Origin of the sequence: Corynebacterium sp. HMSC070E08, assembly GCF_001808895.1 — a bacterium.
In the GTDB taxonomy this organism is placed as follows: Bacteria; Actinomycetota; Actinomycetes; order Mycobacteriales; family Mycobacteriaceae; genus Corynebacterium; species Corynebacterium hiratae.
This window is the reverse complement of the sequence record NZ_KV794736.1, coordinates 46,878-70,343: the sequence shown is the minus strand read 5'-3', so window position 1 is coordinate 70,343 and position 23,466 is coordinate 46,878. Positions and strand designations below refer to the sequence as shown.

The window sequence follows — 23,466 nt, the reverse complement described above, 5'->3', positions numbered from 1 at the left end:
AAGTCTCCATTCTTAGTTCTTGTCTTGGTTCTTGCTGTGCGGTGTGTTTCGGTTCCTGGGGTGAAGGTCCGTTTGCGGTGCGGCCGGGAAGCGCGAGGTCGGCAGGTGCTTGGCCTTCCTCTCCGCCGCAATCGCGTAGATTCGCTCACGCCAGGCAAACCACATTGCCGCAAACACTGGGATGAGAAGTAGCGTTGAGGCCAAAGCGAAGGTTCCGATGGGGTAATCGAAAGCCATGAGGATGATGACCACGCCGATGAAAGCGAGAACGGACCAGTCACCAGCTTGGCCGAATGGCGAGCGGTAGTTCGGGCGGGTATAGCGCCCCTTCTTGGCCAGCTGCACGAACTTGATGTGTGACAAGGCCACTGCAGCCCACGACGCCAGTGTTCCCAGCGCCGCCAAGTTCAGCACGATTTCGAAGGCCATTTCAGGCACAACATAGTTGAGGAACACACCGGCAAGGCCGACGAAGGCGGCCATCACGATGCCACCATAGGGCACACCGGACTTGGACATGCGCGCGCCGAACTTCGGCCCGGAGCCGGCAGTAGACATGTTGTACATGATGCGGCCCGTCGAATACAGTCCGGCGTTCAGCGAGGAAATTGCCGCGGTGATGACAACCAGCTGGAAGATCGGTGCGGCATAACCAGCGCCGAGGGATTCGAAGAAGGTCACGAACGGCGATACTTCCGCAACGTAGCTGGTGTACGGCAGCACCAGGGTCAGCAGCAGCACACTACCGAAGTAGAAGACCACGATGCGGAACAGGACGCTGTTGACCGCGCGTGGGATGTGCTTCTCCACGTCCTTGGTCTCACCGGAGGTGGTGCCCACCAGCTCGATACCGGCGTAGGCGAAGACCACACCCTGGATGACGATGACGGCGGGAAGCAGGCCATTGGGCAGCCAGCCACCGGCATCGGATATCAGGCTAAAGCCCGTCGGGTCACCATTCGGGTGACCCATAATCACCACGCCGATAGCCACGACCATGAAAATCAACAGCGCGATGATCTTGATCATGGAGAACCAATACTCCAGTTCACCGAAGATCTTCACCGACAACATGTTGAACAACAGGATGCTGCACACCACGCCGAGAGCGAGCAACCACTGCGGGACAGCGTCGAGCCAGGAGGTGTACTGACCAAACCACTTGATGTAGATGGCCACGGCTGTGCCGTCGGCCACCAGGGTCGCAGCCCAGTTGCCCCAGTAGAGCCATCCGGTAACGAAGGCAGTCTTTTCGCCGTAAAACTCACGCGCATAGGACACGAAAGAACCCGAACTTGGGCGGTAGACGATGAGTTCGCCGAGCGAGCGCAAGATAATGTAACCGAAGAAACCGCAGACCAAATACAAAACTGCGAGAAATGGTCCAGCGGTTTGCAAACGGCTGCCGGTACCGAGCAACAAACCGGTACCGATCGCAGAGCCGATGGCAATCATCTGGAGCTGGCGATTGCCCATCCCCTTCTGAAGTCCGTGGTCTTCCGAAGCATAGACCGCTTTCTCCTTCTCGTGAGACTCCGTGTTGGGCGGGCGAAGTGTATCAGCCATTAGGAAGGTAGTCCTTTCAAAGTTGCGAACGTGCCTTTCTTCACATTCCCTAAGAAAACGTTATAACAACCTAATGAGACTTCCGTCACTTCGGCACCCCCACAGTGTGACCCAGCACATCGATGCCCAGTAGTAATAGATTTGATTTCTACCCCCACACAAAAGAACCGCATGGCCTGAAAAGACCATGCGGTTATTCATTCTCTGTGCGGACTAGCGCAGGGAAGTTTTGGCCCACTCCCGCGCGGCGCCAGCGCGCTCGCGAACCTTTTCGCGCTGCTCCACCACGCGAACGCCAGCGGTGCCACCCTTGGTGGAGCGGGATGCCACTGCCCCATCAATGGTCAGCACCTCACGAACTTCCGGAAGCAGGCGCTTGTCGACGCCCGCCAGTTCCTCGTCCGTGAGATCCACCAGATCCACACCGCGAGACTCCGCGATCTGCACGCAGGCACCGGAAGCCTCATGCGCCTCACGGAACGGCACACCCTGGCGCACCATCCATTCGGCCAGGTCGGTGGCCAAAGTAAAGCCACGCGGGGCCAGCTCACGCATGCGGTCTTCATGGAAGGTCAGGGTTTCCACCAGCCCAGTCATGGCAGGCAGCAAGAGGTTCAGCTGCGCCACCGAGTCCACGATGGGCTCCTTATCCTCCTGCAGGTCTCGGTTATAGGCCAAAGGCTGCGCCTTGAGCGTTGCCAACAGGCCGGTGAGGTTACCGATGAGTCGGCCGGTCTTACCGCGGGTCAGCTCCGGAACGTCCGGGTTCTTCTTCTGCGGCATGATCGAGGAACCAGTCGACCAGGCATCATCCAGGGTGACGTAGCCGTACTCCGGGGTGCACCAGTAGATGATCTCTTCCGACAGTCGGGACATGTCCACCGCGATCTGGGTGAGCACGAAGGCCGTCTCGGAGGCGAAGTCACGCGCTGCCGTACCGTCTAGCGAGTTCTCCGCGGAAGAATCGAAGCCCAGCTCCTCGGCAATCGCCTCCGGATCCAGGTGCAGCGAGGAGCCCGCGAGCGCACCAGAACCATAAGGGGACACCGCCAAGCGCTTATCCAGATCTTGCAGGCGCTCGATATCGCGCAGCAGCGGCTGGGCATGAGCGAGCAGCTCGTGTGCCAGCAGCACCGGCTGCGCCGCCTGGGAGTGGGTCTTGCCCGGCATAATGGCATCCGGGTGGGCCTCGGCCTGGCTAGCCAGAGCCTCCACCAAATCCGTGACCTGAAGTGCGATATCGCGAATGGCATCGCGAATCCACATCCGGAACAGCGTTGCCACCTGGTCATTGCGGGAGCGCCCAGCGCGCAGGCGGCCGCCGACCTCAGGTCCTACGATGTCGATGAGACCGCGCTCCATCGCACCGTGGACGTCTTCATCCGTCGGCAGCGGGGTGAATTCACCAGAAGCGACCTTCTCCCCTAGTTCACTCAGGCCGTTAAGCATGGTGTCCAAGTCAGCGTCGGATAGCAATCCGGCCTTGTGCAGGACCTTGGCGTGAGCCTTGGAGGCCAGCACGTCATAGGGGGCGAGGACCCAGTCGAAGTGGGTGGATACGGACAGGACAAACATCGCCTCGGAGGGGCCGCCCGAAAAGCGGCCACCCCACAGCGCACCCTCGTTAGTCTTATGCATCGATTCCTTACCTTGACCTTGGCTGTGCTGGTTTACTTACCGGTGGGGAAACCGCCGTCGCGGTCACGCTGGTTGGAGATCTGCGTCGACAGGCCGTGCAGCTGGACAAAGCCCTTGGCCGCGGTTTGATCGAAAGTATCGCCGGTGTCGTAGGTAGCCAGGTCGAAGGAGTACAGCGACTGGCCAGAGCGACGGCCGTTGACGGTGGCGGTGCCAGCATGCAGAACCATGCGGATATCGCCGGTGACGTTCTCCTGGGTGGACTCGGTGAAAGCATCCAGGGAGCGCTTCAGCGGCGAGAACCAGAGGCCATCGTAGACCTCCTCGGACCAGCGAGCGTCCGTGAGGCGCTTGTAACGGGCCAGCTCGCGTTCCACGGTGACGTCTTCCAGCGCCTCGTGAGCCTTGATGAGCACCATGGCACCAGGGGCCTCGTAGACCTCGCGAGACTTGATGCCTACCAAGCGGTCCTCCACCATGTCGAGGCGGCCAATGCCCTGGGCACCAGCGCGGCGGTTAAGCTCCTCGATAGCCTGGAGGACGGTCACCGGCTTGCCGTCAATAGCAGTGGGAACACCCTTGTCAAAAGTGATGGTCACCTCGTCCGGGGCATTGCCCAGGTCCGGCTGCTCGGTGTAGGCGTACAGGTCCTTTGTCGGCGGGTTCCACAGGTCCTCTAGGAAGCCGGTCTCTACCGCGCGGCCCCAGACGTTCTGGTCAATGGAGAACGGGGATGCTGCGGACTGCTCGATGGGAAGGTTAATTTCCTCGGCGAAGGCGATAGCCTTATCTCGGGTCCAGGCGTAGTCACGCGCCGGGGCGATGATCTCCAGAGCCGGATCCAACGCGCGGAAAGAGACCTCAAAGCGCACCTGATCGTTACCCTTGCCGGTGCAACCGTGGGAGACGTGGGTGCCGCCGTGAGTCTGAGCAGCCTCAACGAGGTGCTTGACAATGAGCGGGCGGGAGATGGCCGATACCAGCGGGTACTGCTTCATGTACATGCCGTTTGCCTTGATGGTGGGCAGACAGTACTCCTCTGCGAACTCATCCTTGGCATCAACGACGATGGACTCGACCGCACCGCAGTCGAGGGCGCGCTGGCGCACGGACTCCATGTCCTCGCCACCCTGGCCGAGGTCAAGAGAGACGGCGATGACTTCGCCGCCGGTCATCTTGGCCAGGTAAGGAATGGCGACAGAGGTATCGAGACCGCCAGAGTAGGCAAGCACAACGCGTGCAGTCATAGTTATTGGCTCCTTTAAGACAAACAGGTGCTAAAAAATCGAACTTATTTATATTATACAGACTTACGTATAAATGTTAAATGCTGCGGTTGGTGAGTTTCTCACCAAGCTCGCGGCCGGTCAACCCTTCGCGCGCGAGGACGAAGATCGTGTCATCGCCCGCGATGCAGCCGACCACGTCTGGAAGTCCCACGCGGTCGATGAAGGAGGCCAAGTACTGCGCAGCGCCCGCCGGGGTGCGCAGCATGGCGATGTTGCCAGAGAAGTCATGGGACACCACCAGTTCATCAAGCATGCGCCGGAGCTTCTCTCGCGGGCCGTTGAGCTGATCTTCGAATTGCTCCAACTCACCGCCCACCACGTAGAAGGACCGCCCGCCATCGCGCTTGACCTTCTTGGCTCCCAGCTCATCGAGATCACGCGACAACGTAGCCTGCGTGATATCAATCCCCTCATCGAGCAGGAGCTCTGAGAGCTGAACTTGGCTGGTGACCCGGGTGCGATCCAAGATCTCCAAGATCTTGGCTTGGCGGGCATTGCGTGTAGTTGGGGTCGTAGTCATTCGTTTAGTTCTCCTTTTGAGCCGCAAGGAGCCAGACCAGCAGCGCCTTCTGCGCATGGAGGCGATTTTCTGCCTCGTCGAAAACGCGCGACTGGGGCCCATCAATTACCTCAGCAGTTACTTCGTTGCCGCGGTAGGCCGGCAAACAGTGCAGGAAGATTGCCTCGTCCTTAGCGCGGGACATCACATCCGCGGTCACCTGATAGGGCAAGAACGGTGTGCGGCGGTCCTTGCCGTCATCCTCCTGGCCCATGGACACCCATGTGTCTGTAATGACAACATCAGCGCCGTCCACGCCGTCAAGGGAATCGGTCACCGTCACCGTACCGCGCTTTCGGGCACGCTCAACAAACTCCGCCTGCGGCTGGAAACCCTCCGGGGCAACAATGGTCATCTCCACGCCAGCGGTAGCAAACCCCAGCATGTAGGAATTTGCCATGTTGTTGTTGCCATCCCCTAGGTAGACGGCCTTCAGTCTAGTAAGGTCCCCGAAGTTCTCACGGCAGGTCACCAAGTCCGCCAAGATCTGGCAGGGATGGAGGTCATCGGACAAGGCGTTGACAATTGGTACCGTCGCAGTCTCCGCCATGTCCAGAAGGTTTTGATGCGCATATGTGCGCCACACGATCGCCTCAACGAAACGGGAGAGCACCGCTGCGGTGTCCTGGTAGGTCTCCCCTTTGCCCATCTGCGTCGACTTAGTTTCCGTCACGATGGCGTGGCCGCCCAGGTGAGCAATTCCCGCCTCAAAGGAGAAACGCGTGCGCGTCGACGTCTTGTCAAAGAGCACCGCCACCGACTTCGGCCCCTCTAATGGGCGCTCGGAGAAGGGATTCTTCTTGAGCCTTAGAGCCAGGTCGAGAACCTCGGCTTGCTCCTGCGGCGTGAGGTCATCATCGGCCAAGAAATGGCGCACACTCATGCAACTTCCTCCAGTACCTTATGCAGGCGTTCCACCGCCTGGGTGAGTTCTTCATCGGTGATCACCAGCGGCGGGGTCAAGCGTACGACCTCGCTACTTGGGGCGTTGAGGATTAGTCCATGCTGCAAACCTGCAGCCACGACTTCCTTGGCCACCGACTTATTTAATACAACACCTAGCATAAGCCCTCGGCCCCTCACCGACTGCACCGCAGGGGATTTACCAATCTCCTGCCGCAACCACTCGCCCTTGCGGGTGACTTCGGCGAGGAAGGGGACGTCGACAAGCTCCAGCACCGTTGACGCCGCCGCACACGAGACAGGATTGCCGCCAAACGTCGTGCCGTGGGAGCCCGGAGTGAAAAGGTCTGCGGCCTGACCACGCGCAATGGTGGCACCGATAGGCATGCCAGCACCCAGCCCCTTCGCCATGGTGATGACATCCGGGAGGATGCCTTCATGCTGGAAGGCGAAGAAGTCACCGGTACGCCCCACACCCGTTTGCACCTCATCCACGACCATGAGGATGCCGTGCTTGGTGCAGAGCTCACGCACCGCCGTCAGGAAACCTTCAGGTGCCGGGATGACACCCGTCTCCCCCTGGATGGGCTCCAAGATAATGGAGGCGGTGTCCTCCGGATCTTGCTCCACCAAAGCGGTCAGGTAGTCGATGTCGCCATAGGTATAAAACTCCACTCCGCCCGGGAAAGGTTCAAAGGCTTTGCGTTTGCTGGGCTGCCCAGTCATGGCCAAAGAACCCATTGTCCGGCCATGGAAACCATGGTGCGCTGCAAGGACGCGGCGACGGCCGGTCAGACGAGCCAGTTTAAAGGCCGCCTCATTAGCTTCCGCGCCAGAGTTAGAGAAGAAGACGCGAGCCTCGCAATCTCCCACCTTGTCCAGGAGTTTCCCGGCGGCTTCAATCACGGGCTCGCTGGCAAAAAGATTGGACACGTGGCCTACGGCGGCCACCTGGGCGCTCACCGCGTCGACGATCGCCGGGTGGGCGTAGCCTAGCGAATTCACCGCGATACCCGCGAGCATGTCGATGTAGTCTTTACCGTCTTCATCGGTCACCGTGGCCCCCTTACCGGACACGATGGCAACGGGTGGGGTTCCATAGGTGTTGCTGAGCACCTGACCCCAACGCTCTGTCAACTTGGTCTGCGCGGTCACTTGTTATCGTCCTTCCTGAAGACCGTTCCCTCCGGGTAGTCCTCGCGGTTATAGTCATTGGGCAGCACCATCGTGCCGATTCCTCCCATAGTCAACAGCTCCAGCAGCACGGCGTGGGCGATGCGCCCGTCGATGACGTGCGCGGCACTGACTCCGCCTTCCACGGCCATGAGGCAGGACTCCATCTTCGGGATCATTCCGGAATCCAGGCCTGGGAGGAGCGCGCTGAGCTTGTCAATCTCGATCTTCGACACCAAGGAGTCGCGGTTCGGCCAATCGGTGTACAGGCCCTCCACATTCGTGAGAATCACCAAGCGCTCGGCGCCCAACGCTCGCGCCAAAGCCCCGGCCGCGATATCTGCGTTGATGTTGTACACCTCGCCTTCATCACCGGGCGCGATAGTAGACACAACCGGGATACGCCCGGCCTCAATAATGTCCATGACGGCGGTGGGATCGACGCTGACGATCTCTCCCACCATGCCGATATCAGTCGGCTCACCATCGACCTGGACGAGCCGCTTGCGCGCCTTAAACAACCCAGCGTCCTCACCCGAGGTACCCACGGCATACGGGCCATGTGAATTAATGAGGTTGACCAAGCCACGCCCCACCTGACCGAAAAGGACCATGCGAACCACGTCCATGATCTCCGGAGTGGTCACACGGAAACCGCCCTTGAATTCGCCTTCAATTCCCAGCTTGCCCAGCATGTCGTTGATCTGCGGCCCACCGCCATGGACCACGACGGGCTTGGCGCCCACGGTGCGCAGAAAAACCATATCGGCAGCGAAGGCGGCCTTAAGGGAATCATCCACCATCGCGTTGCCGCCATACTTCACGACCACAATCTTTTCGCGGTAGTGCTGCAGCCATGGCAAGGCCTCCGCGAGCACAGTGGCGCGTTCAGCATTACTTAGTCCCTGAAGCATTGTTCCTCCTCGCGCGTTCTTAAGAGCTGTACGCGGAGTTAATCTCCACGTAGTCATGAGACAGGTCGGTGGTGCGGACAAAAGCTGTGCCGGTTCCCCCGGTGCCCAAGTCCACGCGCACATCAATGTCGGCCCCGGAAAGATCAACGTCGCGCGCTCCGGGCGCGCCAGTGGAACCGACGCACACTGCTTGGTCATTGAAGAACACGGAGATATTGTCCGGATCCATCTCGGCATCTGCCATTCCGACAGCGGCGAGGACGCGGCCCCAGTTCGGGTCCGATCCGAACATGGCGCACTTGAAGAGGTTGTCGCGGCCCAAAGTGCGCGCGGCGTTGAGCGCCTGCTCATCGGTAGCGGTGCCTTCCACGATGATCTTCACGCGCTTGGTCACGCCCTCGGCGTCGGCTTGAAGCTGATCCGCGATATCGGCGCACACCGCGAGAACCGCAGCATCCAACTCCTCCTGGCTAGGTTCTTTCCCGGAAGCACCGGAAGCCATGATAATGACCGTGTCATTCGTCGATGTGGAGCCGTCCACATCGAGCGTATTGAAAGTCTGATCACTCGCTGCCTGCAGCGCCGAGTGCAAGGCTTCGGAGGAGGCAACAGCGTCGGTGGTGATGCACACCAGCATGGTGGCCAGTGACGGCGCCATCATGCCCACGCCCTTGCCCATCGCACCCATGCTCCAGCCCTCAGCCTCAATGAGTGCTTCTTTAGCTACGGTGTCGGTGGTCATGATGGCCTCCGCCGCGGCCAGACCGTGAGCTGCATCCGTGCCAAGATTCCCGGCAACCACTTCGACGCCAGCCAATGCCTTATCCATGGGAAGGAGCTCTCCAATAAGTCCCGTCGAGCACGCCGCGATGTTAGCGGCGGGGATACCCGTGTGCTCAGCGGTGGCTTCCACAATCGCCGCGGCATCCTTGTCTCCTTGTTCGCCGTTGCAGGCATTCGCGTTGCCGGAGTTATAAATGACGGCCTGAATAGTGCCGTCCGCAACTGCTTCGCGGGAAAGCTTTACGGGTGCGGCCACCACGCGGTTGCGCGTGAAGACCGCAGCGGCGTCGAAATTAGGACCCTGGTTAACTACGAGGGCCATGTCGGGTTTTCCGGAGGGCTTGATTCCGGCTGTCGTGGCGCCAGCCAGGAATCCTGCAGGGGCGGTAATCATGTCGAGTTTCTCCTAGTTCGTGTGGAAGTGAGTTGAAGAAGGCGGTGCGGAACGCTTGGGAAAGTAGGGGTGCCCCTTAAGGGGCAACTGCTGCCTGTGGAAGGCCCAGGGTTTCTTCCCATCCCAAAGTCAGGTTCATGCACTGGACAGCAGCGCCGGCGGTGCCCTTGCACAGGTTGTCCAGAGCCGCGGTAATCACGAGACGGCGGGCGCGCTCATCCACGTGTGCTTGGATATGGACCATGTTGCTGCCCACCACGTTTTGCGTTTCTGGCTGTTGGCCCTCAGGCAGGACGAGGCAGAATGGTTCATCAGCATAAAAGTCACGGAAGGCCTCGGCGACTGTGCGCTTGTCGACGTCCCCCTTCAACGGCGCCGTAATCGTCGCCAGAATGCCACGCGGCAGCGGCGCCAGCACCGGAGTGAAACTCACAGACACCGGTTGCTGCGTAAAAGGCTGTAGGTTTTGCAGGACCTCCGGGGTATGCCGGTGTGTCCCGCCTGGCTTATAGGCTTTGAGGTTGCCCATAGTTTCCGCACCTAGCTGTGCCACGGAGGCCTTCTTGCCTGCCCCGGACACCCCGGTGATTGCTATCACCGACAGATCTGGCTCAATCAGATCCTGCGCCACGGCCGGCAGCGCACCCAGGGTAATCGTGGTGGGAAAACAACCAGGAACGGCAACGCGGTTGCTGCCTTTAAGCTGCTCACGGTTGCCGGGAACCTCCGGGATTCCATAAGGCCAAGCACCGGCGTACTCACCACCATAAAACGCGTCCCAGTCTTCCTTGCTACGCAAGCGGAAGTCAGCTGCGCAGTCAATCACCGTGACGGACTCCCCCAGCTGGCGGCCGATCTCCGCGGAGTGCCCGTGCGGCAAACCGAGGAAAACGATGTCATGGCCAGCTAGAATCTCCGGCGTGGTGTCCTCGATGACGCGGTCCGCCAGTTGCGGCAGGTGCGGCATGAGCTCAGATACTCGCTGACCTGCGTTGGAGTGCCCGGTGAGCGCGCCGATGCGCAACTCCCCGGAGAGGTACGCTGGGTGCGACAGCAAGAGACGGAGGATTTCGCCACCTGCATAGCCCGTAGCTCCGGCGATTGCTACTGAAATAGTCATGCAGCTACTCTAGCAAATAATGCATTCCGCCGTATGTTATTCAGAAAAAATGCGCCGAAGAGCTCGGCGCACAGGTGAGGAAAAGTAGGGTTCAGGAAGGTTTACATGACGCGGGACGAGACGTTCCCCAGTCCCTCCGCACCCGATACGGCGGTCTTTCCTGCATAGCCTAGGTAGCCATGCGGGCCGACGAAGTGGATACCGCCCTGGGCATCCGCGATGGCTACAACCTCATTGAACTGGTGAACCTGGCCGGGCTGCAGGCGCTTGAAGCTCGTGGTTGTCAGCCCCTGGTTGAAGCAGTCAGCCTTGGAGCGACCTGCGTGGTAGAAAAAGCGCGGCGCCAACCGGCCCGGCGGGTTGCACTGCGGGCTAGTGGCCCGTGCCCCTTCGGACAGGCACGCGACGTAGGTTCCTTCGATGTTCGAAGCTTCACAGTTGACGGTGCCATCGGCGTTGGAGAAACCTTGGGACAAGTCAGCGGAGGCGTGTGGGGCGATGGTCAGTGCGCCGACAACGGCGGCGGTGGCTGTGAGACGAGAAAAAAGACGCATGGTGTGAACAATCCTTTCGGTGTGGCTTGGTCTGGAAACTCAGCACCTTTGCTGCACCCTTGAGGTTATGAGGCAGAGCACACCCCTTCCAGCGCTAGGGGATCTCTCCCCACATCAGCACCTGCCCCAACGCGCGCAAACCCGGCTAAACAAAAGCCCGGCTAACCTCCCACAGGGCTAACCGGGCTTGGAGCACTAACGAAGCACTAGCGAAGCAGCAGAGTCTTAGGCGCGCATCTGTGCGCCAAGGCGCTGCTTGGCCAACTCCGCAGCGGCGAGGCGATGCTCGTTGGCCTCTTCATCAGTCAGAGTGCGGTCACCAGCACGGAAGAGAAGCTGGAAGGCTAGGGACTTCTTTCCTTCGCCGAGCTGCTCGCCACGGAAGACATCGAAAAGCTCCACGGACTCGAGGAGATCACCAGCACCCTCCTCGACCACACGGCGAACCGTCTCCGCCGGGGTTTCCTCGTCCACCACCAAAGCGATGTCCTGGTGCAAAGCCGGGAAGGAAGACAGCACGGGGGCGGGGAACTTCTCATCCAGCGGCAGGGCTGACACATCGAGCTCCATCGCACACGTGCGTGCTGGCAGCTCCAAGGCCTCAAGGACCTGCGGGTGCAGCTCACCCGCGTAGCCAACGACCGTCTCCTCATCGCTTGCGAGAACGATTGCAGCACAGCGGCCCGGGTGCCACGGCAGCTGCTCAGCTGCCTTCACTGCGATGTCCACGCCAGCGGAACGAGCAACCTGGCGCGCAGACTCAATAGCATCCGCGTAGCTGTAGGCGCGGCCCGCTCCCCACGGCCCTTCGTGTTCAATGTTTCCGGTGGCCACCGTGGCTACGTGCAACGGCTGGAGCGGCAAAGACCCAAGGAGATCGGCGACCATTGACTCCTCTGGGCGCGACTCCACCGACGGCATGGGAGAAGAATCAGCGCGCTTGAAGGCCACCTGCTGGAGGCCGAACAAGGCCAGATCACTGCGGCCACGGGCAACGTTGCGGGCGATAGCCTCAAGGAGATTGGGCAGCAACGTCGTGGACAGGATCGCCTTGTCTGACTCGAGCGGATTCTGCACGGCCACGGTCTGGCGGCGCGCATCCTCCTTGTCCAAGCCCCAGGTATCAAAGGTGTCGTTCGCGATGAACGGCGACGGGAGGACCTCGGCGTAGCCCGCATAGGCCAACCCATGTCCGATCGCACGGCGACGCTTCTGCGCCGGAGTTAGGCCGCGACCGCCCACCGGGGTGGGCAGGATGGTCGGAATGTCTTCCAGCCCTTCCAGGCGCAGGATCTCCTCAATGAGATCAACGTCCATTTCGATGTCCGTGCGCCAGGAGGCGGGGATGACGGAGAGCTCCTCCTCACCGGAGACCTCGCAGCCGACCTCCGTGAGGCGCTTCACCACGGTCTCCTGGGAGTAGTCCACGCCGGCGTACTCGCTGGGCTTGGCAGCGCGCAGGGAGATGGACTCGCGCTTGGCGACGTCTCCCACGAGCGTCCGCCCAGCCTCGATCGTGCCGCCAGCAATCTGCTGAAGCAGCACGCACGCCACGTCCAGCGCTACCTCAACGATGGCCGGATCTACTCCGCGCTCGAAACGGCGAGAAGCCTCCGAGGAGAGCTTGTGGCGGCGGGATGTGCGGGCCACGGTGATCGGATCCCAAATGGCCGACTCGAAGTAGACATCAGTCGTCTCGTCAGAAATTTCGGAGGTGGTGCCACCCATGACGCCCGCCAAGGATTGGATACCGTTGTCATCGCAGATGACCACGTCGCCCTCCGAAAGCTCCCGCTTGACGTGGTCGAGGGTCTCGAACTTCTCGCCCTCGTTGGCATTGCGCACAACGAGGTTGCCCTTGATCACGTCGGCGTCAAAGGCGTGCATCGGCGCGCCCAGAAGCAGCATGACGTAGTTCGTGACGTCGGTAGCCACGTTGACGGCGCGCTGACCGGAGAGCATGAGCTCGCGCTCCATCCAGAACGGGGTACGCGCTGCCGGGTCAATACCGGTCACCTTGCGCAGACCAAATCGCTGCGCCTTGGTTTCCTCCCTCAGGTCAACGTCGATAAGCGTGCCCTCCGGAGCCGGCACGACGGAGGTGTCGATGCCAGCCACGCTCGGATCCTGCGCCACGTCGGGGAAAGTGAGATCAAATGCGGAGGCAATTTCACGCGTCAGGCCACGCGCAGACAAGGCATAGCCACGATCCGGGGTGATGTTGACGTCGAAGACGGTATCGGACAGCCCAATAAGGGGGCGGGCGTCCTCACCAATCTTGTCGGCAACCTCCTCCCCTAGCACGATGATGCCGTCTGCCTTGGGGCCGAAGCCCAGCTCAGCTGCGGAGCACATCATTCCGTTGGAGATATGGTCGTAGGTCTCGCGGGCGGCAATCTTGAATCCTCCCGGCAGCTCAGCACCCGGAAGGGAGACCACGACGTAGTCGTTGAGGCGGAAGTTGCGGGCGCCGCAGATAATGCCCTGCAGCTCCCCCGTCCCATTGGCCTGGCCAACGTTGACCTGGCAATAGCGAATTGGTTTCTTGAACTGGGTGAGCTCTTCGATCTCTACAACCTGACCGATAACCAGCGGGCCCGTGGTTTCCGGAAGGGCCTCGTAGCCCTCGGTTTCAAAACCTACGCGGACAAAGCCAGAGTCCAGTTCCTCAGAGGACACGGTCCAGCCGGAATTAGCGTTGCCCAGAATTCGGGTAACCCAGTCTTGGGAAATAAGCATTTTTCTTTCTATCCTTTCTCTGGGTTCCTATGCCTGCACGCCAAATGGCAGGGTGAAGCGGACATCGCCTTCGACCATGTCGCGCATATCGGTCAGACCATTGCGGAACTGCAGGGTGCGCTCGAGGCCCATGCCGAAAGCGAAACCGGTGTATTCCTCGGGGTCAATGCCTACCGCACGCAGGACGTTGGGGTTGACCATGCCGCAGCCTCCCCACTCGATCCAGCCGGCGCCGCCCTTCTTGTTGGGGAACCAGACATCGACCTCAGCGGAGGGCTCGGTAAACGGGAAGTAGTTCACGCGCATGCGGGTGGTAGTCTCCGGGCCGAAGAGAACCTTGGCCAAGTGCTCCAAGGTGCCGCGAAGATGAGCCATGGTCAGCCCCTTGTCCACGGCAAGGCCTTCCACCTGGTGGAAGACAGGAGTGTGGGTGGCATCGAGCTCATCGGTACGGAAAACACGGCCCGGGCAGGCAATGTAGAGCGGGACATCGCGGTCGAGCATCGTGCGCACCTGCACCGGGGATGTATGGGTACGCAGCACCTGCTTGGAACCTTCCTTGCCCACGTGGAACGTGTCCTGCAAGGTGCGGGCTGGGTGGTCGGGCTTGAAGTTCAGAGCGTCGAAGTTAAAGTACTCCGCCTCTACCTCTGGTCCTTCGGCGATTTCCCATCCCATGCCCACAAAGATGTCCGCGATGCGCTCCGACAGCGCTGTGATGGGGTGCAGGGCACCGGTCTGCGCGCGGGTGGTAGGGACGGTGACATCGACCTTCTCCGCCTTCAGCTGCGCGGCGCGGGCCTCCTGCTCCAGCACTTCACGAATCTGGGCAAAGCGCTTTTCCACCTTGCCGCGGGCCATGTTCACTGCGCGTCCAGCATCCTTGCGCTGATTCTTCGGCAGCTGTCCGAGCGATTGGCGGGCCTGCGGGATATAGCCGCTATCACCAAGGTGCTCGCGACGGGCGGAGGTGAGCTCGTCGAGGCTGGTTGCAGCTTCGAAGGCGGCGATGGCCTTCTGCGCGGCGGCCTCGAGGGCCTCTTCGGTCAATTCGATCTGAGGTGTATCGGACACGTGCCTTGATTACCTTCTTCTCGCACAAAAACTAACGCGAGCTATCTTACCGTGCCGCCTGACTTCTGTGGCCACCAACCCTGGCACGTCGGCGGCGCTAGCTGCTCTGCTGCTTCGCAGACTCATAGAGGCAAATGCTGGCGGCCGTAGCAAGGTTCAGAGATTCCGCTCGGCCAAGAATCGGGATGCGCACACGCATGTCCGCCTCATCCTGCAAATCACCCAGGCCGTGCGCCTCATTGCCAAAAAGCCACGCGGTGGGCTGGGACAGGTCCGCATCGGCGAGGTCCACCTCGCCGTCGGCTGCCGTAGCCAACACTTGCAGACCAGAGGAGCGCAGCTTGCCCAGTACATCCTTGATGTTGGGGTCTCGGGCTACGGGCACATGGAAAAGCGATCCGGCCGACGCGCGCGCCACCTTACAGCCCAAGGGATCCACGGTTTCCCCGGCAAAGATGACGCCATCGGCGCCCATGGCATCCGAGGTCCTGATCAGTGTTCCCGCGTTGCCCGGCTCCGCCGTCAAGACAGGAACCGACACCAGCTTCGGCTTGCCGGCCAAAATCTTCCCGGCGGTCCACAACACTGGGCGGCACACGGCAAAGAGCCCGGTGCTCGTGGCGGTGTCAGACAGGTGCTTTGCCGCCTTATCCGTAATGGGATGCACATACACGTCCATGTAGCCGCAGGCTTGAACAATGTGTGCAAAGCGCTCGGCGGCCTTCTCCGTCACGAAAACATCCGTAGCGGCACCGGTGGACACGGCCGCGTCCACGGCGTTTTCGCCCTCAATGATGAAACGCTCCGCCTTTCGGCGGCTGGCCGCCCGGTGCAATTTGGCGGCATTAACCACGCGCGGCGTGCGTTCAGTAAAGGCAGAGGAAAAATCCAGATTCATGCATTTGACGGTACCCACCGAACCAGACATTGAAAAGTCCCGCTCCCCCAGCAAGTTTGAGTGGGTAGCGGGACGGTTGGTCTCCACGTCATCTACGCGGATACGGGTGGGCTTTATTTCTTTAGCGGAACTCCGTCGGCGTCCTTATCAAAGCCAGATAAACCACCGGCGATGAATACGAGCTCGACCCACTTCCAGATCACTAAGGCACCGATGAGGATAAAGCCAATGAGGATAAAAGAGGTAACGAATCCTACGATTGCAAGGCCCAACTGCCACATGCCGCGCTGCGTGCGACCAATATAGAAGTTATGAACCCCCAATTCGCCCAAGAAGAAGCACAGGAGCAGCGCTACCAACCATGACTTCTGCTCGCCGCCCGGGTGTGGCTGCTGGCCATAGTTTGACTGGTATGCATCCTGCTGTGCGGGCAGATTCTGGGACTGCTGCGAACCGCCATACGGAGCCGAGCTGTAACCGTACTGATCACTGGATGATCCGAAGGGGTTCGACTGCTGCGACTGTCCGCCATAAGAGCCACCGCCATAAGCATCGCCATTGGGCTGATACGCGCTATTCGGGTTGGTCATAACTATCTCTCCTTCGCACCATGTGCCCCTAGGGCAGGCCCAGAAGCCAACGGCTACCTTGATTTACACAACAACGAGCAATGTAACACAAACCACAAAGAGGAGCAGTACGCCCGCCGACCTAGCGGGTGCTACTCCCCACAACAAGAAACCCACCGGTCCTCCATAAGAGGGCGGTGGGTTCGTGACGTTTCTACGCTCGACGCTTACGCAGCCTTCGGTGCGTTAACGTCCTCCGGCAGTGCGGCCTTGGCGGCCTCGCACAGTGCGGAGAAAGCCTCGAAGTCGTTGACGGCAAGTTCAGCGAGAATCTTGCGGTCGACCTCGATCTCAGCCAGGCGCAGGCCGTGGATGAGGCGGTTGTAGGTGATGTCGTTCATACGAGCGGCAGCATTGATGCGCTGGATCCACAACTTGCGGAATTCAGACTTACGGGCGCGACGGTCGCGGTAAGCGTAAGTCATGGAGTGCAGCCACTGCTCCTTGGCCTTACGGTAGAGGCGGGAGCGCTGGCCGCGGTAGCCCTTAGCGGACTTCAGGATCGCGCGACGCTTCTTCTTGGCGTTAACTGAGCGCTTTACTCGTGCCACAGTAATACTTCCTTATCTTGATTGTGAGTGTGTGGGGATGGGAGTTTCGGCGCTGACTATGCGCGGCCGAGAAGGCGTTTGACGCGCTTGGTGTCTGCCTTGGCGACGTCCTCGGTGCCCTTCAGGCGACGGGTGCGCTTGGAAGGCTTGCCTTCCAGGAGGTGGCGGCGGTTAGCCTGCTCGCGACGCAGCTTGCCGGAGCCGGTCACCTTGATGCGCTTGGCGGTGCCCTTGTGAGTCTTCTGCTTCATGAGAATTAAATCCTTAAATCCTAAGTGGAGCGTGGTCTACTTCTTGCCTTTGCGGACGGGCCCAAGGACCATGGTCATATTGCGACCATCCTGCTTGGGGCGCGACTCCACGACGCCGACCTCTGCGACATCGTCAGCCAAACGCTCCAGCAGGCGGAAACCCAGCTCCGGACGCGATTGCTCGCGGCCACGGAACATGATGGTCACCTTGACCTTGGAGCCCTTCTCCAGGAAGCGCACCACGTTGCCCTTTTTGGTCTCGTAATCGTGATCATCAATCTTCGGACGGAGCTTCTGCTCCTTCACCACGGTTTGCTGCTGGTTCTTACGGGACTCGCGGGCCTTCTGAGCCTGTTCGTACTTAAACTTGCCGTAATCCATGATCTTGGCTACGGGCGGCTTAGCGTTCGGGGCAACCTCGACCAGGTCAAGATCGGCTTCGTACGCAAGCTTGCGAGCATCGTCTGTACGGACAATGCCCACCTGTTCACCACCGGGGCCAACAAGACGGACCTCGGGTACTCGGATGCGCTCATTAATGCGAGCTTCAGCGCTGATTGTGGTTCTCCTCGATTGTGGGGGCTAGTAGTGTGCCTACCGTGACCACAAACGAATAAATCCCGGTGCCAAAGGCATCCGGGAGTTTCTTTTCAAGCACGCGCCAACGTATGGCGCCTACTCTTAACCTTTATCCTGCGGCGGAACTAGTGTCCGGCGCGGCTTCGGGTGGGAGAAACTCCGCTTGCGGCCCAAGTACCTCCTGGAGGAGGCGCTACGGGCGGTAGTGCGCACTACTTTAACACCTGATTTTTCAGGAACCAAATCGGCGTGCCGATGTCGTTCCTGCAGTCTGCGTTGCCGTGGGCGGTGCGCAGCCCTCCACCGGTTTAAGCGCGCCAGCCTCCAAGGCCTCAGTTACGACTCGGTCCACTCCAGCAGCAAGAACGTTGAGCGCAGGAATTGCTTCTTCGGCGTACTCACCCGGCATGGTGACTTCAATGGCCAATCCCACCGTGGACTCTTTACTCGAGCCCGATGGGGTGGTTTCCCGCACACCAATTTGGCGGTGGGTATAACCGTCGTCGTACTCGGATAGTCCCCACCCGCCCTTGGCGCGGGTGTTCGGGAGCTTGTCCAATCCGTTGTCTTGCCACTCCACAATGTCATCCATTGCGTCATAGACCTGTTCTGCTTCCGGAATACACGGTAAGTGTGCGCCAAACTCTGCCTGGTCTTCCAGCAGCCACGTGGAGTAGCCAAAAGGTTCCTCGAACTCGCCGGTCGAACCATACTCGTCCAAGAGCGCCGTTACTGCGCTCCCAGCATCGCCCTCAGTCCATCGCACGTGGGACCACAACGCGTAGGCAGCATCATTGTCGGATTCCTTAATCGCAAGGTCGACGAGCTCCGGGCTAGCGCCGTCGCGCAGCGCGGCAATCGCGATAGGAACCTTCACCGTCGACCACGCAGGCTCTTCACCGCGTAATCCGGCGTTGACAGTCCCTCCCCTATCCGCCACCGCCACGCCGGCGCGGACATTGAACTCCTTCTGTACTTCAGAGACGACATCGCGTAATTCGGCGCGCACGTCATAGCTGGCGGGCGATTCCACGCCTGGTGATTCTTCGGGAGCCGGCGGCGATGTGTCTTCCGCTGGGCCGGAACACCCCGTCATGGTGGCTGTCGCAGCAATGCTGATGGCTAGTGCTGCCGTGCGGGTACTTCTGTGGCCCAACATCACACCAGCTCCTTGAGGAACCCTCCCGTATAGGAGCCTTCCACCTGCGCCACGTCTTCTGGCGTGCCTTGGGCCACGACGGTGCCGCCGCCCGAGCCGCCTTCCGGGCCCATGTCCACGATCCAATCGGCGGCCTTAATGACGTCGAGGTTGTGCTCGATGATGATCACCGAGTTGCCCTTATCAACCAGGCCTTGAATGACGAGCATGAGCTTTCGGATGTCCTCGAAATGCAGTCCGGTCGTCGGCTCATCCAAGATGTAGACCGTGCGTCCATTCGTTCGCTTTTGGAGTTCGGAGGCCAGCTTCACGCGCTGCGCCTCACCACCGGAAAGCGTCGTGGCGGCCTGACCCAAGCGGACATATCCCAGGCCCACCTCCACCAAGGTGTTGAGGTAGCGGTGGATCGACGTGATGGGTTCGAAGAACTCCGCTGCCTCCGAGATCGGCATGTCGAGAACCTCGGCGATGTTTTTGCCCTTGTAGAGGACCTCCAGGGTCTCGCGGTTATAACGGGCACCGTCACAAACCTCGCACGGCACATAAACATCGGGCAGGAAGTTCATCTCGATCTTGATGGTGCCGTCGCCCTGGCACGCCTCACAGCGTCCGCCCTTGACGTTGAAGGAGAACCGGCCCGGCTTGTAACCACGCACCTTAGCCTCCTGGGTTTCCGCGAACAGATTACGGATCTTGTCGAAGACCCCTGTGTAGGTTGCCGGATTCGAGCGCGGGGTGCGCCCGATGGGGCTCTGATCGACCTGCACCAGCTTGTCCAGGTGTTCCACGCCCTCCACGCGCTTGGCGCGACCGGGTACTTGGCGGGCACGGTTGAGTTTGTTGGCCAAGGTCTTGGCCAAGATCTGGTTGACCACGGTGGATTTACCGGAGCCGGACACGCCTGTCACACACACGAGCACGCCTAGCGGAATCTCCACGTCAATGCCCTTGAGATTATTCTCGCGCGCGCCGACCACCTTGAGCATGCGCTCAGGGTCAATCTCACGGCGCGTATCCGGGACCGCAAGCTTCTTCTTTCCTGACAGATACTGCCCCGTCAGGGACTCCTCCACAGATTCGATGCCGGCGGGCTCGCCCTGATAGACCACCGTTCCGCCGAATTCGCCGGCCCGCGGTCCAACGTCGACAAGCCAGTCCGCTTCCCGAATGGTGTCCTCATCATGTTCCACCACAATCAAGGTGTTTCCGATATCGCGCAGGCGCTTCAACGTGGCGATGAGGCGCTGGTTATCGCGCTGGTGCAGACCAATGGAGGGCTCATCCAGCACGTAGAGGACTCCCGCCAGGCCGGAACCGATCTGGGTGGCGAGGCGAATGCGCTGTGCCTCGCCGCCGGACAGCGTGGAGGCGCCGCGGTCGAGGGTCAGGTAGTTCAGGCCGACGTCGAGAAGAAAGCGCAGGCGAGCCTGGATCTCCTTGAGCACAGCACCAGCAATGATTTCCTCGCGGTGGCCCAACACGAGAGAATCGAGGAACTCCGCCGCCTCCTCAATGGACAGTGCCGTCAAGCCGGCGATGGACTGCTCGCCATGCGCGGTGGAGGCCAAACGCACCGCCAAGATTTCCGGCTTCAGGCGGGTACCGTCACAAGCGTTACACGGCACACGGCGGGTGTACTGGAGCAAGCGATCCTTCTGCGACTCGGAATCCGCCTGATCGAGCTTGCGCTCCAAGAAGCCAATAGCTCCCTCGAACGGCGCGGACCAGTTGCGCTGGCGGCCATAGCGGTTCTTGTAGCGCACGCTGACTTCCACATCGGTGCCATAGATCAGAGCATGGCGTTGTTCCTTGGTGAGCTCGGAAACCGGGGTGCGAGGATCAAAGTCCAGGGCCTTCGCTAGACCTTCGACTAGTTTGACAAAATATCGCGCATTGGGGCTCGACGTCCACGGTTGGATGGCTTCGACAGCCGGGGCATCCGGATCCGGGATCAACAGATCCACATCCACTTCAAGGCGCGTGCCCAAGCCATCGCACACCGGGCAGGAACCAAAGGGAGCATTGAAAGAAAAGGCGCGCGGCTCGTATTCCTCGATGGTCAGGGTGTGCCCGTTGGGGCAGGCAGCCTTCTCCGAATACGTGTGGGTGAGCTCTTCACGGTCAACGAAATCAAGGGTGACCAGGCCATCTGCCAACCGTAGTGCCGTCTCAACCGAATCCGTAAGCCGCTGCTTTTGAGACGACTTGACCTGCAGGCGGTCCACGACGACGTCGATGTCGTGCTTGATCTGCTTCTTCAGCTTCGGCGGGTCACTGAGCTGGTAAAGCTCCCCATCTACCCGAACACGGGAGTAACCCTGGGCCGCGAGGTCAGCAAAGAGGTCAACGAACTCGCCCTTACGTCGGCGAACGACCGGTGCGAGGACCTGGAATTTCAGCTTTTCCTCGTGGCTTAAGACTTCATCAACAATCTGCTGCGGGGTTTGGCGCTCAATGACGGCGTCACACTCAGGACAGTGCGGCGTGCCCGCACGCGAGAAAAGCAAACGCAGGTAGTCGTAGATTTCGGTGATGGTTCCCACCGTCGAGCGCGGGTTATGGTTGGTGGACTTTTGGTCAATGGACACCGCTGGGGATAGACCGTCGATGAACTCAACGTCAGGCTTATCCATTTGGCCAAGGAACATGCGCGCGTAGGAGCTCAAAGACTCCACGTAGCGCCGCTGGCCCTCGGCGAAGATGGTGTCAAAGGCGAGTGAGGACTTGCCTGAGCCCGATAGGCCGGTAAACACCACCAGGTTATCGCGCGGGATATCGATGTCCACGCCCTTGAGGTTGTGCTCACGCGCACCACGTACGACCAAACGATCAGCCACTAGTTGTTGCCTTCCTACACAAAAGAATGTGTGTTCAGAGAGTTCTCACTCAGAATGTACCCGTATGGTTGGACTTATGAACAACGCGCTTGAGCTTCATAAAATTTCCGTGTCCGAGATGGACAACAATTGCTACCTGCTGTGCGCGGGTGACGAGGCGCTGCTTATCGACGCCTCCGCTGACGCCCCCGCGCTGCTCGCTTTGGCCGCCGACCACGGAGTAAAGATCACCGCGGTGCTGACCACACACCGCCACTGGGATCACGTACGCGCACTCAAAGAAATCTTGAATGAAACCGGTGCCGTTCACTATTCCTCTTTCTTGGATGCCCCTGCTTTGCCCGCGCCCGTCGACGTGGAACTGGAGCATGGCGATACGCTTCCTTTCGCCGGTTACGATCTGCCCGTCATTATCCTGCGCGGACACACCCCGGGCGGAGCAGCAATTGCAGCGGAGATTGATGGCGTTACCAACCTCTTCGTCGGTGATTCCCTCTTCCCCGGCGGCGTGGGCAAGACCACCTCGGAAGGTGACTTCGTGCGCCTCTACAAAGATGTCACGCAGCGGCTCTTTGACGTCTATCCGGACGACGCAATTGTCCGCCCCGGGCACGGGGCCCCTACCACGCTCGGCGCGGAACGCCCGCACATGGACGAGTGGTGGGAGCGCCGCTGGTAACTACGTGTTAACTGCTGCGCTCACAGCAGCAGTTGTTTAACGCGCGTACTATGGTGTGGCGAACGTCTTTACAGATCTATTGAATGGAGCACGTTATGATTCGTAAATTTGCCCGTCCTATGCTGGCCTCCGTGTTTGTCTGGGATGGTGTGGATACGCTCCGCAACACCTCGGAGCACGTCGCGGACACCGAGTCCGTGCTCAAGCGCCTGCGCAAGGTGCTGCCCCGCGAATACGCGGGTTACATCCCCAATGACCCAGAGCTGGTTACCCGCGCGCTCGGCGGCGCGAAGACCGCTGCGGGCACGAGCCTCGCGCTGGGCAAGGCTCCGCGCACCTCGGCTGCAGTGCTCGCGCTGACGCACGTCCCCAACCTGGTCGGCAATGCTTTCTGGACCGCGGATTCCAAGAAGGACAAGGAAGCACAGCGCAACAGCTTCATCACCAACACCGCTCTGCTTGGTGCCCTCGCCATCGTTACGCAGGACACCGAAGGAAAGCCTTCCGTGCGGTGGCGCGCTGCTAAGGCCTCTGAGCGTGCAAACAAGAAGATTCAGCAGGCGCTGCCGGGCAAGTCCGAACAGCAGAAATTTGCGGAGGACTTCTCCAATCGCGCAAACGAGATTTCTTCCGATGTCACGGCCAAGGCCAATGACTGGTTTGAGACCGCCAAGGACTACGTCGAGGACAACCGCGATGACTGGGAGTCTGCCGGCCGTGACTTCATCGACTCCGCGCGTTCCTTCGTCGAGGACACCGCTGAGACGGCACGCGAGTTCTTTGAGGACAACAAGGATGACTGGCTCGACGCGGCCCGTGACAACACCGATACCGCCCGCAAGGGACTGGTCAAGGCTGCTGGCAAGGCACAGGATCGTGCCGATGAAGCCCTGGCTAAGGTAGATTCGCTCGATGGCAAGCGTGCCCAGAAGAAGGCTCGCAAGCGCGCCGAGAAGCTGCAGAAGGAAGCCTCCAAGAAGCTGGATAAGGCTTTCAAGAAGTTCGGTGACCGCTTCTAAGCTCTCCGTCCTTCGCTGCGGATAACTCCGCAACACACCACGACAATCGCCGCGGTGGAGAGAACAACGGCTCAGCTAGTATGCTGGGCCGTTGTTCTTTTTCCTGTCCACTCTTCCCCATCTCCCTTACTTCCCGTCTGTCCACGAGAAGCCTTCAT

At 60.3% G+C, this 23,466-nt stretch carries 21 protein-coding genes; 2 read left to right on the top strand and 19 right to left on the bottom strand.

The annotated features are described in order from the left end of the window. Positions 1-12: 12 nt before the first annotated feature. The 19 genes from HMPREF2526_RS02720 to uvrA form a co-directional block, all read right to left on the bottom strand. The gene (locus tag HMPREF2526_RS02720; protein ID WP_070545694.1) at positions 13-1,566 is read right to left on the bottom strand and encodes an amino acid permease; all 1,554 of its coding nucleotides are present in this window, start codon (positions 1,564-1,566) and stop codon (positions 13-15) included. Between the two features lie 213 nt (positions 1,567-1,779). Further along, positions 1,780-3,204: an argininosuccinate lyase gene (argH, locus tag HMPREF2526_RS02715; RefSeq protein WP_070545691.1), complete on the bottom strand. Its 1,425-nt coding sequence runs from the start codon at positions 3,202-3,204 to the stop codon at positions 1,780-1,782. Positions 3,205-3,236: 32 nt separating this feature from the next. Beyond that, the gene (locus HMPREF2526_RS02710) at positions 3,237-4,451 is read right to left on the bottom strand and encodes an argininosuccinate synthase (protein WP_046648520.1); all 1,215 of its coding nucleotides are present in this window, start codon (positions 4,449-4,451) and stop codon (positions 3,237-3,239) included. Between the two features lie 76 nt (positions 4,452-4,527). Continuing rightward, positions 4,528-5,013, bottom strand: coding sequence for an arginine repressor (locus HMPREF2526_RS02705; protein ID WP_046648521.1), 486 nt, complete (start codon positions 5,011-5,013; stop codon positions 4,528-4,530). Between the two features lie 4 nt (positions 5,014-5,017). Then, positions 5,018-5,935: an ornithine carbamoyltransferase gene (argF, locus tag HMPREF2526_RS02700; RefSeq protein WP_070545688.1), complete on the bottom strand. Its 918-nt coding sequence runs from the start codon at positions 5,933-5,935 to the stop codon at positions 5,018-5,020. After that, the gene (locus tag HMPREF2526_RS02695; protein WP_070513296.1) at positions 5,932-7,110 is read right to left on the bottom strand and encodes an acetylornithine transaminase; all 1,179 of its coding nucleotides are present in this window, start codon (positions 7,108-7,110) and stop codon (positions 5,932-5,934) included. The genes argF and HMPREF2526_RS02695 overlap by 4 nt, the downstream gene beginning before the upstream one ends. Further along, a complete protein-coding gene (gene argB, locus HMPREF2526_RS02690; protein ID WP_070545685.1) occupies positions 7,107-8,042 on the bottom strand; it encodes an acetylglutamate kinase in 936 nt (311 codons plus the stop codon). Before argB ends, HMPREF2526_RS02695 begins: the two co-directional genes overlap by 4 nt. A gap of 19 nt (positions 8,043-8,061) precedes the next feature. Beyond that, positions 8,062-9,219 (bottom strand): bifunctional glutamate N-acetyltransferase/amino-acid acetyltransferase ArgJ, encoded by a 1,158-nt coding sequence (argJ, locus tag HMPREF2526_RS02685; protein WP_070545682.1) that lies wholly within the window; start codon positions 9,217-9,219, stop codon positions 8,062-8,064. Between the two features lie 76 nt (positions 9,220-9,295). Then, entirely contained in the window at positions 9,296-10,339 is a 1,044-nt protein-coding gene (gene argC, locus HMPREF2526_RS02680; RefSeq protein ID WP_070545679.1) for an N-acetyl-gamma-glutamyl-phosphate reductase, read from the bottom strand. A gap of 101 nt (positions 10,340-10,440) precedes the next feature. After that, positions 10,441-10,893 (bottom strand): hypothetical protein, encoded by a 453-nt coding sequence (locus HMPREF2526_RS02675; RefSeq protein WP_070545676.1) that lies wholly within the window; start codon positions 10,891-10,893, stop codon positions 10,441-10,443. A 225-nt stretch (positions 10,894-11,118) separates the two neighbouring features. Continuing rightward, positions 11,119-13,632 (bottom strand): phenylalanine--tRNA ligase subunit beta, encoded by a 2,514-nt coding sequence (pheT, locus tag HMPREF2526_RS02670; RefSeq protein WP_070545673.1) that lies wholly within the window; start codon positions 13,630-13,632, stop codon positions 11,119-11,121. Between the two features lie 27 nt (positions 13,633-13,659). After that, the gene (gene pheS / locus HMPREF2526_RS02665; protein ID WP_070545670.1) at positions 13,660-14,706 is read right to left on the bottom strand and encodes a phenylalanine--tRNA ligase subunit alpha; all 1,047 of its coding nucleotides are present in this window, start codon (positions 14,704-14,706) and stop codon (positions 13,660-13,662) included. Positions 14,707-14,803: 97 nt separating this feature from the next. Continuing rightward, complete coding sequence (locus HMPREF2526_RS02660) at positions 14,804-15,604, bottom strand: TrmH family RNA methyltransferase (RefSeq protein WP_046648591.1); 801 nt, start codon at positions 15,602-15,604, stop codon at positions 14,804-14,806. A gap of 113 nt (positions 15,605-15,717) precedes the next feature. Further along, on the bottom strand, positions 15,718-16,194 hold the full coding sequence (locus HMPREF2526_RS02655) for a TM2 domain-containing protein (protein ID WP_053089068.1): 477 nt from the start codon (positions 16,192-16,194) through the stop codon (positions 15,718-15,720). Between the two features lie 206 nt (positions 16,195-16,400). Continuing rightward, positions 16,401-16,784 carry a 50S ribosomal protein L20 gene (gene rplT / locus HMPREF2526_RS02650; protein ID WP_005323264.1) on the bottom strand — a complete coding sequence of 128 codons (384 nt, stop codon included), beginning with the start codon at positions 16,782-16,784 and terminating at the stop codon, positions 16,401-16,403. 56 nt (positions 16,785-16,840) lie between these two features. Next, positions 16,841-17,035 carry a 50S ribosomal protein L35 gene (gene rpmI, locus HMPREF2526_RS02645; RefSeq protein WP_010190075.1) on the bottom strand — a complete coding sequence of 65 codons (195 nt, stop codon included), beginning with the start codon at positions 17,033-17,035 and terminating at the stop codon, positions 16,841-16,843. A 36-nt stretch (positions 17,036-17,071) separates the two neighbouring features. Beyond that, the gene (infC, locus tag HMPREF2526_RS02640; protein WP_080975058.1) at positions 17,072-17,593 is read right to left on the bottom strand and encodes a translation initiation factor IF-3; all 522 of its coding nucleotides are present in this window, start codon (positions 17,591-17,593) and stop codon (positions 17,072-17,074) included. A 253-nt stretch (positions 17,594-17,846) separates the two neighbouring features. Continuing rightward, the gene (locus HMPREF2526_RS02635) at positions 17,847-18,773 is read right to left on the bottom strand and encodes a serine hydrolase (protein WP_239663583.1); all 927 of its coding nucleotides are present in this window, start codon (positions 18,771-18,773) and stop codon (positions 17,847-17,849) included. Then, positions 18,773-21,610, bottom strand: a complete 2,838-nt coding sequence (gene uvrA / locus HMPREF2526_RS02630; protein ID WP_070545667.1) for an excinuclease ABC subunit UvrA — start codon at positions 21,608-21,610, stop codon at positions 18,773-18,775. Before uvrA ends, HMPREF2526_RS02635 begins: the two co-directional genes overlap by 1 nt. 76 nt (positions 21,611-21,686) lie before the next feature. Between uvrA and HMPREF2526_RS02625 the strand changes: the two genes are divergently transcribed. After that, positions 21,687-22,289, top strand: coding sequence for an MBL fold metallo-hydrolase (locus tag HMPREF2526_RS02625; RefSeq protein ID WP_070545664.1), 603 nt, complete (start codon positions 21,687-21,689; stop codon positions 22,287-22,289). Between the two features lie 95 nt (positions 22,290-22,384). After that, positions 22,385-23,308, top strand: coding sequence for a DoxX family protein (locus HMPREF2526_RS02620; RefSeq protein WP_070545661.1), 924 nt, complete (start codon positions 22,385-22,387; stop codon positions 23,306-23,308). The last annotated feature ends 158 nt before the right edge of the window (positions 23,309-23,466 follow it).

Excerpts from the sequence above, each read along its gene's own strand:
- argH (WP_070545691.1), bottom strand. The coding sequence starts at position 3,204 with ATGCATAAGACTAACGAGGGTGCGCTGTGGGGTGGCCGCTTTTCGGGC.
- HMPREF2526_RS02660 (WP_046648591.1), bottom strand. The coding sequence starts at position 15,604 with ATGAATCTGGATTTTTCCTCTGCCTTTACTGAACGCACGCCGCGCGTG.
- argF (WP_070545688.1), bottom strand. The coding sequence starts at position 5,935 with ATGAGTGTGCGCCATTTCTTGGCCGATGATGACCTCACGCCGCAGGAG.
- pheT (WP_070545673.1), bottom strand. The coding sequence starts at position 13,632 with ATGCTTATTTCCCAAGACTGGGTTACCCGAATTCTGGGCAACGCTAAT.
- HMPREF2526_RS02675 (WP_070545676.1), bottom strand. The coding sequence starts at position 10,893 with ATGCGTCTTTTTTCTCGTCTCACAGCCACCGCCGCCGTTGTCGGCGCA.
- HMPREF2526_RS02635 (WP_239663583.1), bottom strand. The coding sequence starts at position 18,773 with ATGTTGGGCCACAGAAGTACCCGCACGGCAGCACTAGCCATCAGCATT.
- HMPREF2526_RS02625 (WP_070545664.1), top strand. The coding sequence starts at position 21,687 with ATGAACAACGCGCTTGAGCTTCATAAAATTTCCGTGTCCGAGATGGAC.
- argJ (WP_070545682.1), bottom strand. The coding sequence starts at position 9,219 with ATGATTACCGCCCCTGCAGGATTCCTGGCTGGCGCCACGACAGCCGGA.
- HMPREF2526_RS02720 (WP_070545694.1), bottom strand. The coding sequence starts at position 1,566 with ATGGCTGATACACTTCGCCCGCCCAACACGGAGTCTCACGAGAAGGAG.
- HMPREF2526_RS02620 (WP_070545661.1), top strand. The coding sequence starts at position 22,385 with ATGATTCGTAAATTTGCCCGTCCTATGCTGGCCTCCGTGTTTGTCTGG.
- rpmI (WP_010190075.1), bottom strand. The coding sequence starts at position 17,035 with ATGAAGCAGAAGACTCACAAGGGCACCGCCAAGCGCATCAAGGTGACC.
- HMPREF2526_RS02710 (WP_046648520.1), bottom strand. The coding sequence starts at position 4,451 with ATGACTGCACGCGTTGTGCTTGCCTACTCTGGCGGTCTCGATACCTCT.
- HMPREF2526_RS02655 (WP_053089068.1), bottom strand. The coding sequence starts at position 16,194 with ATGACCAACCCGAATAGCGCGTATCAGCCCAATGGCGATGCTTATGGC.
- argC (WP_070545679.1), bottom strand. The coding sequence starts at position 10,339 with ATGACTATTTCAGTAGCAATCGCCGGAGCTACGGGCTATGCAGGTGGC.
- HMPREF2526_RS02705 (WP_046648521.1), bottom strand. The coding sequence starts at position 5,013 with ATGACTACGACCCCAACTACACGCAATGCCCGCCAAGCCAAGATCTTG.
- argB (WP_070545685.1), bottom strand. The coding sequence starts at position 8,042 with ATGCTTCAGGGACTAAGTAATGCTGAACGCGCCACTGTGCTCGCGGAG.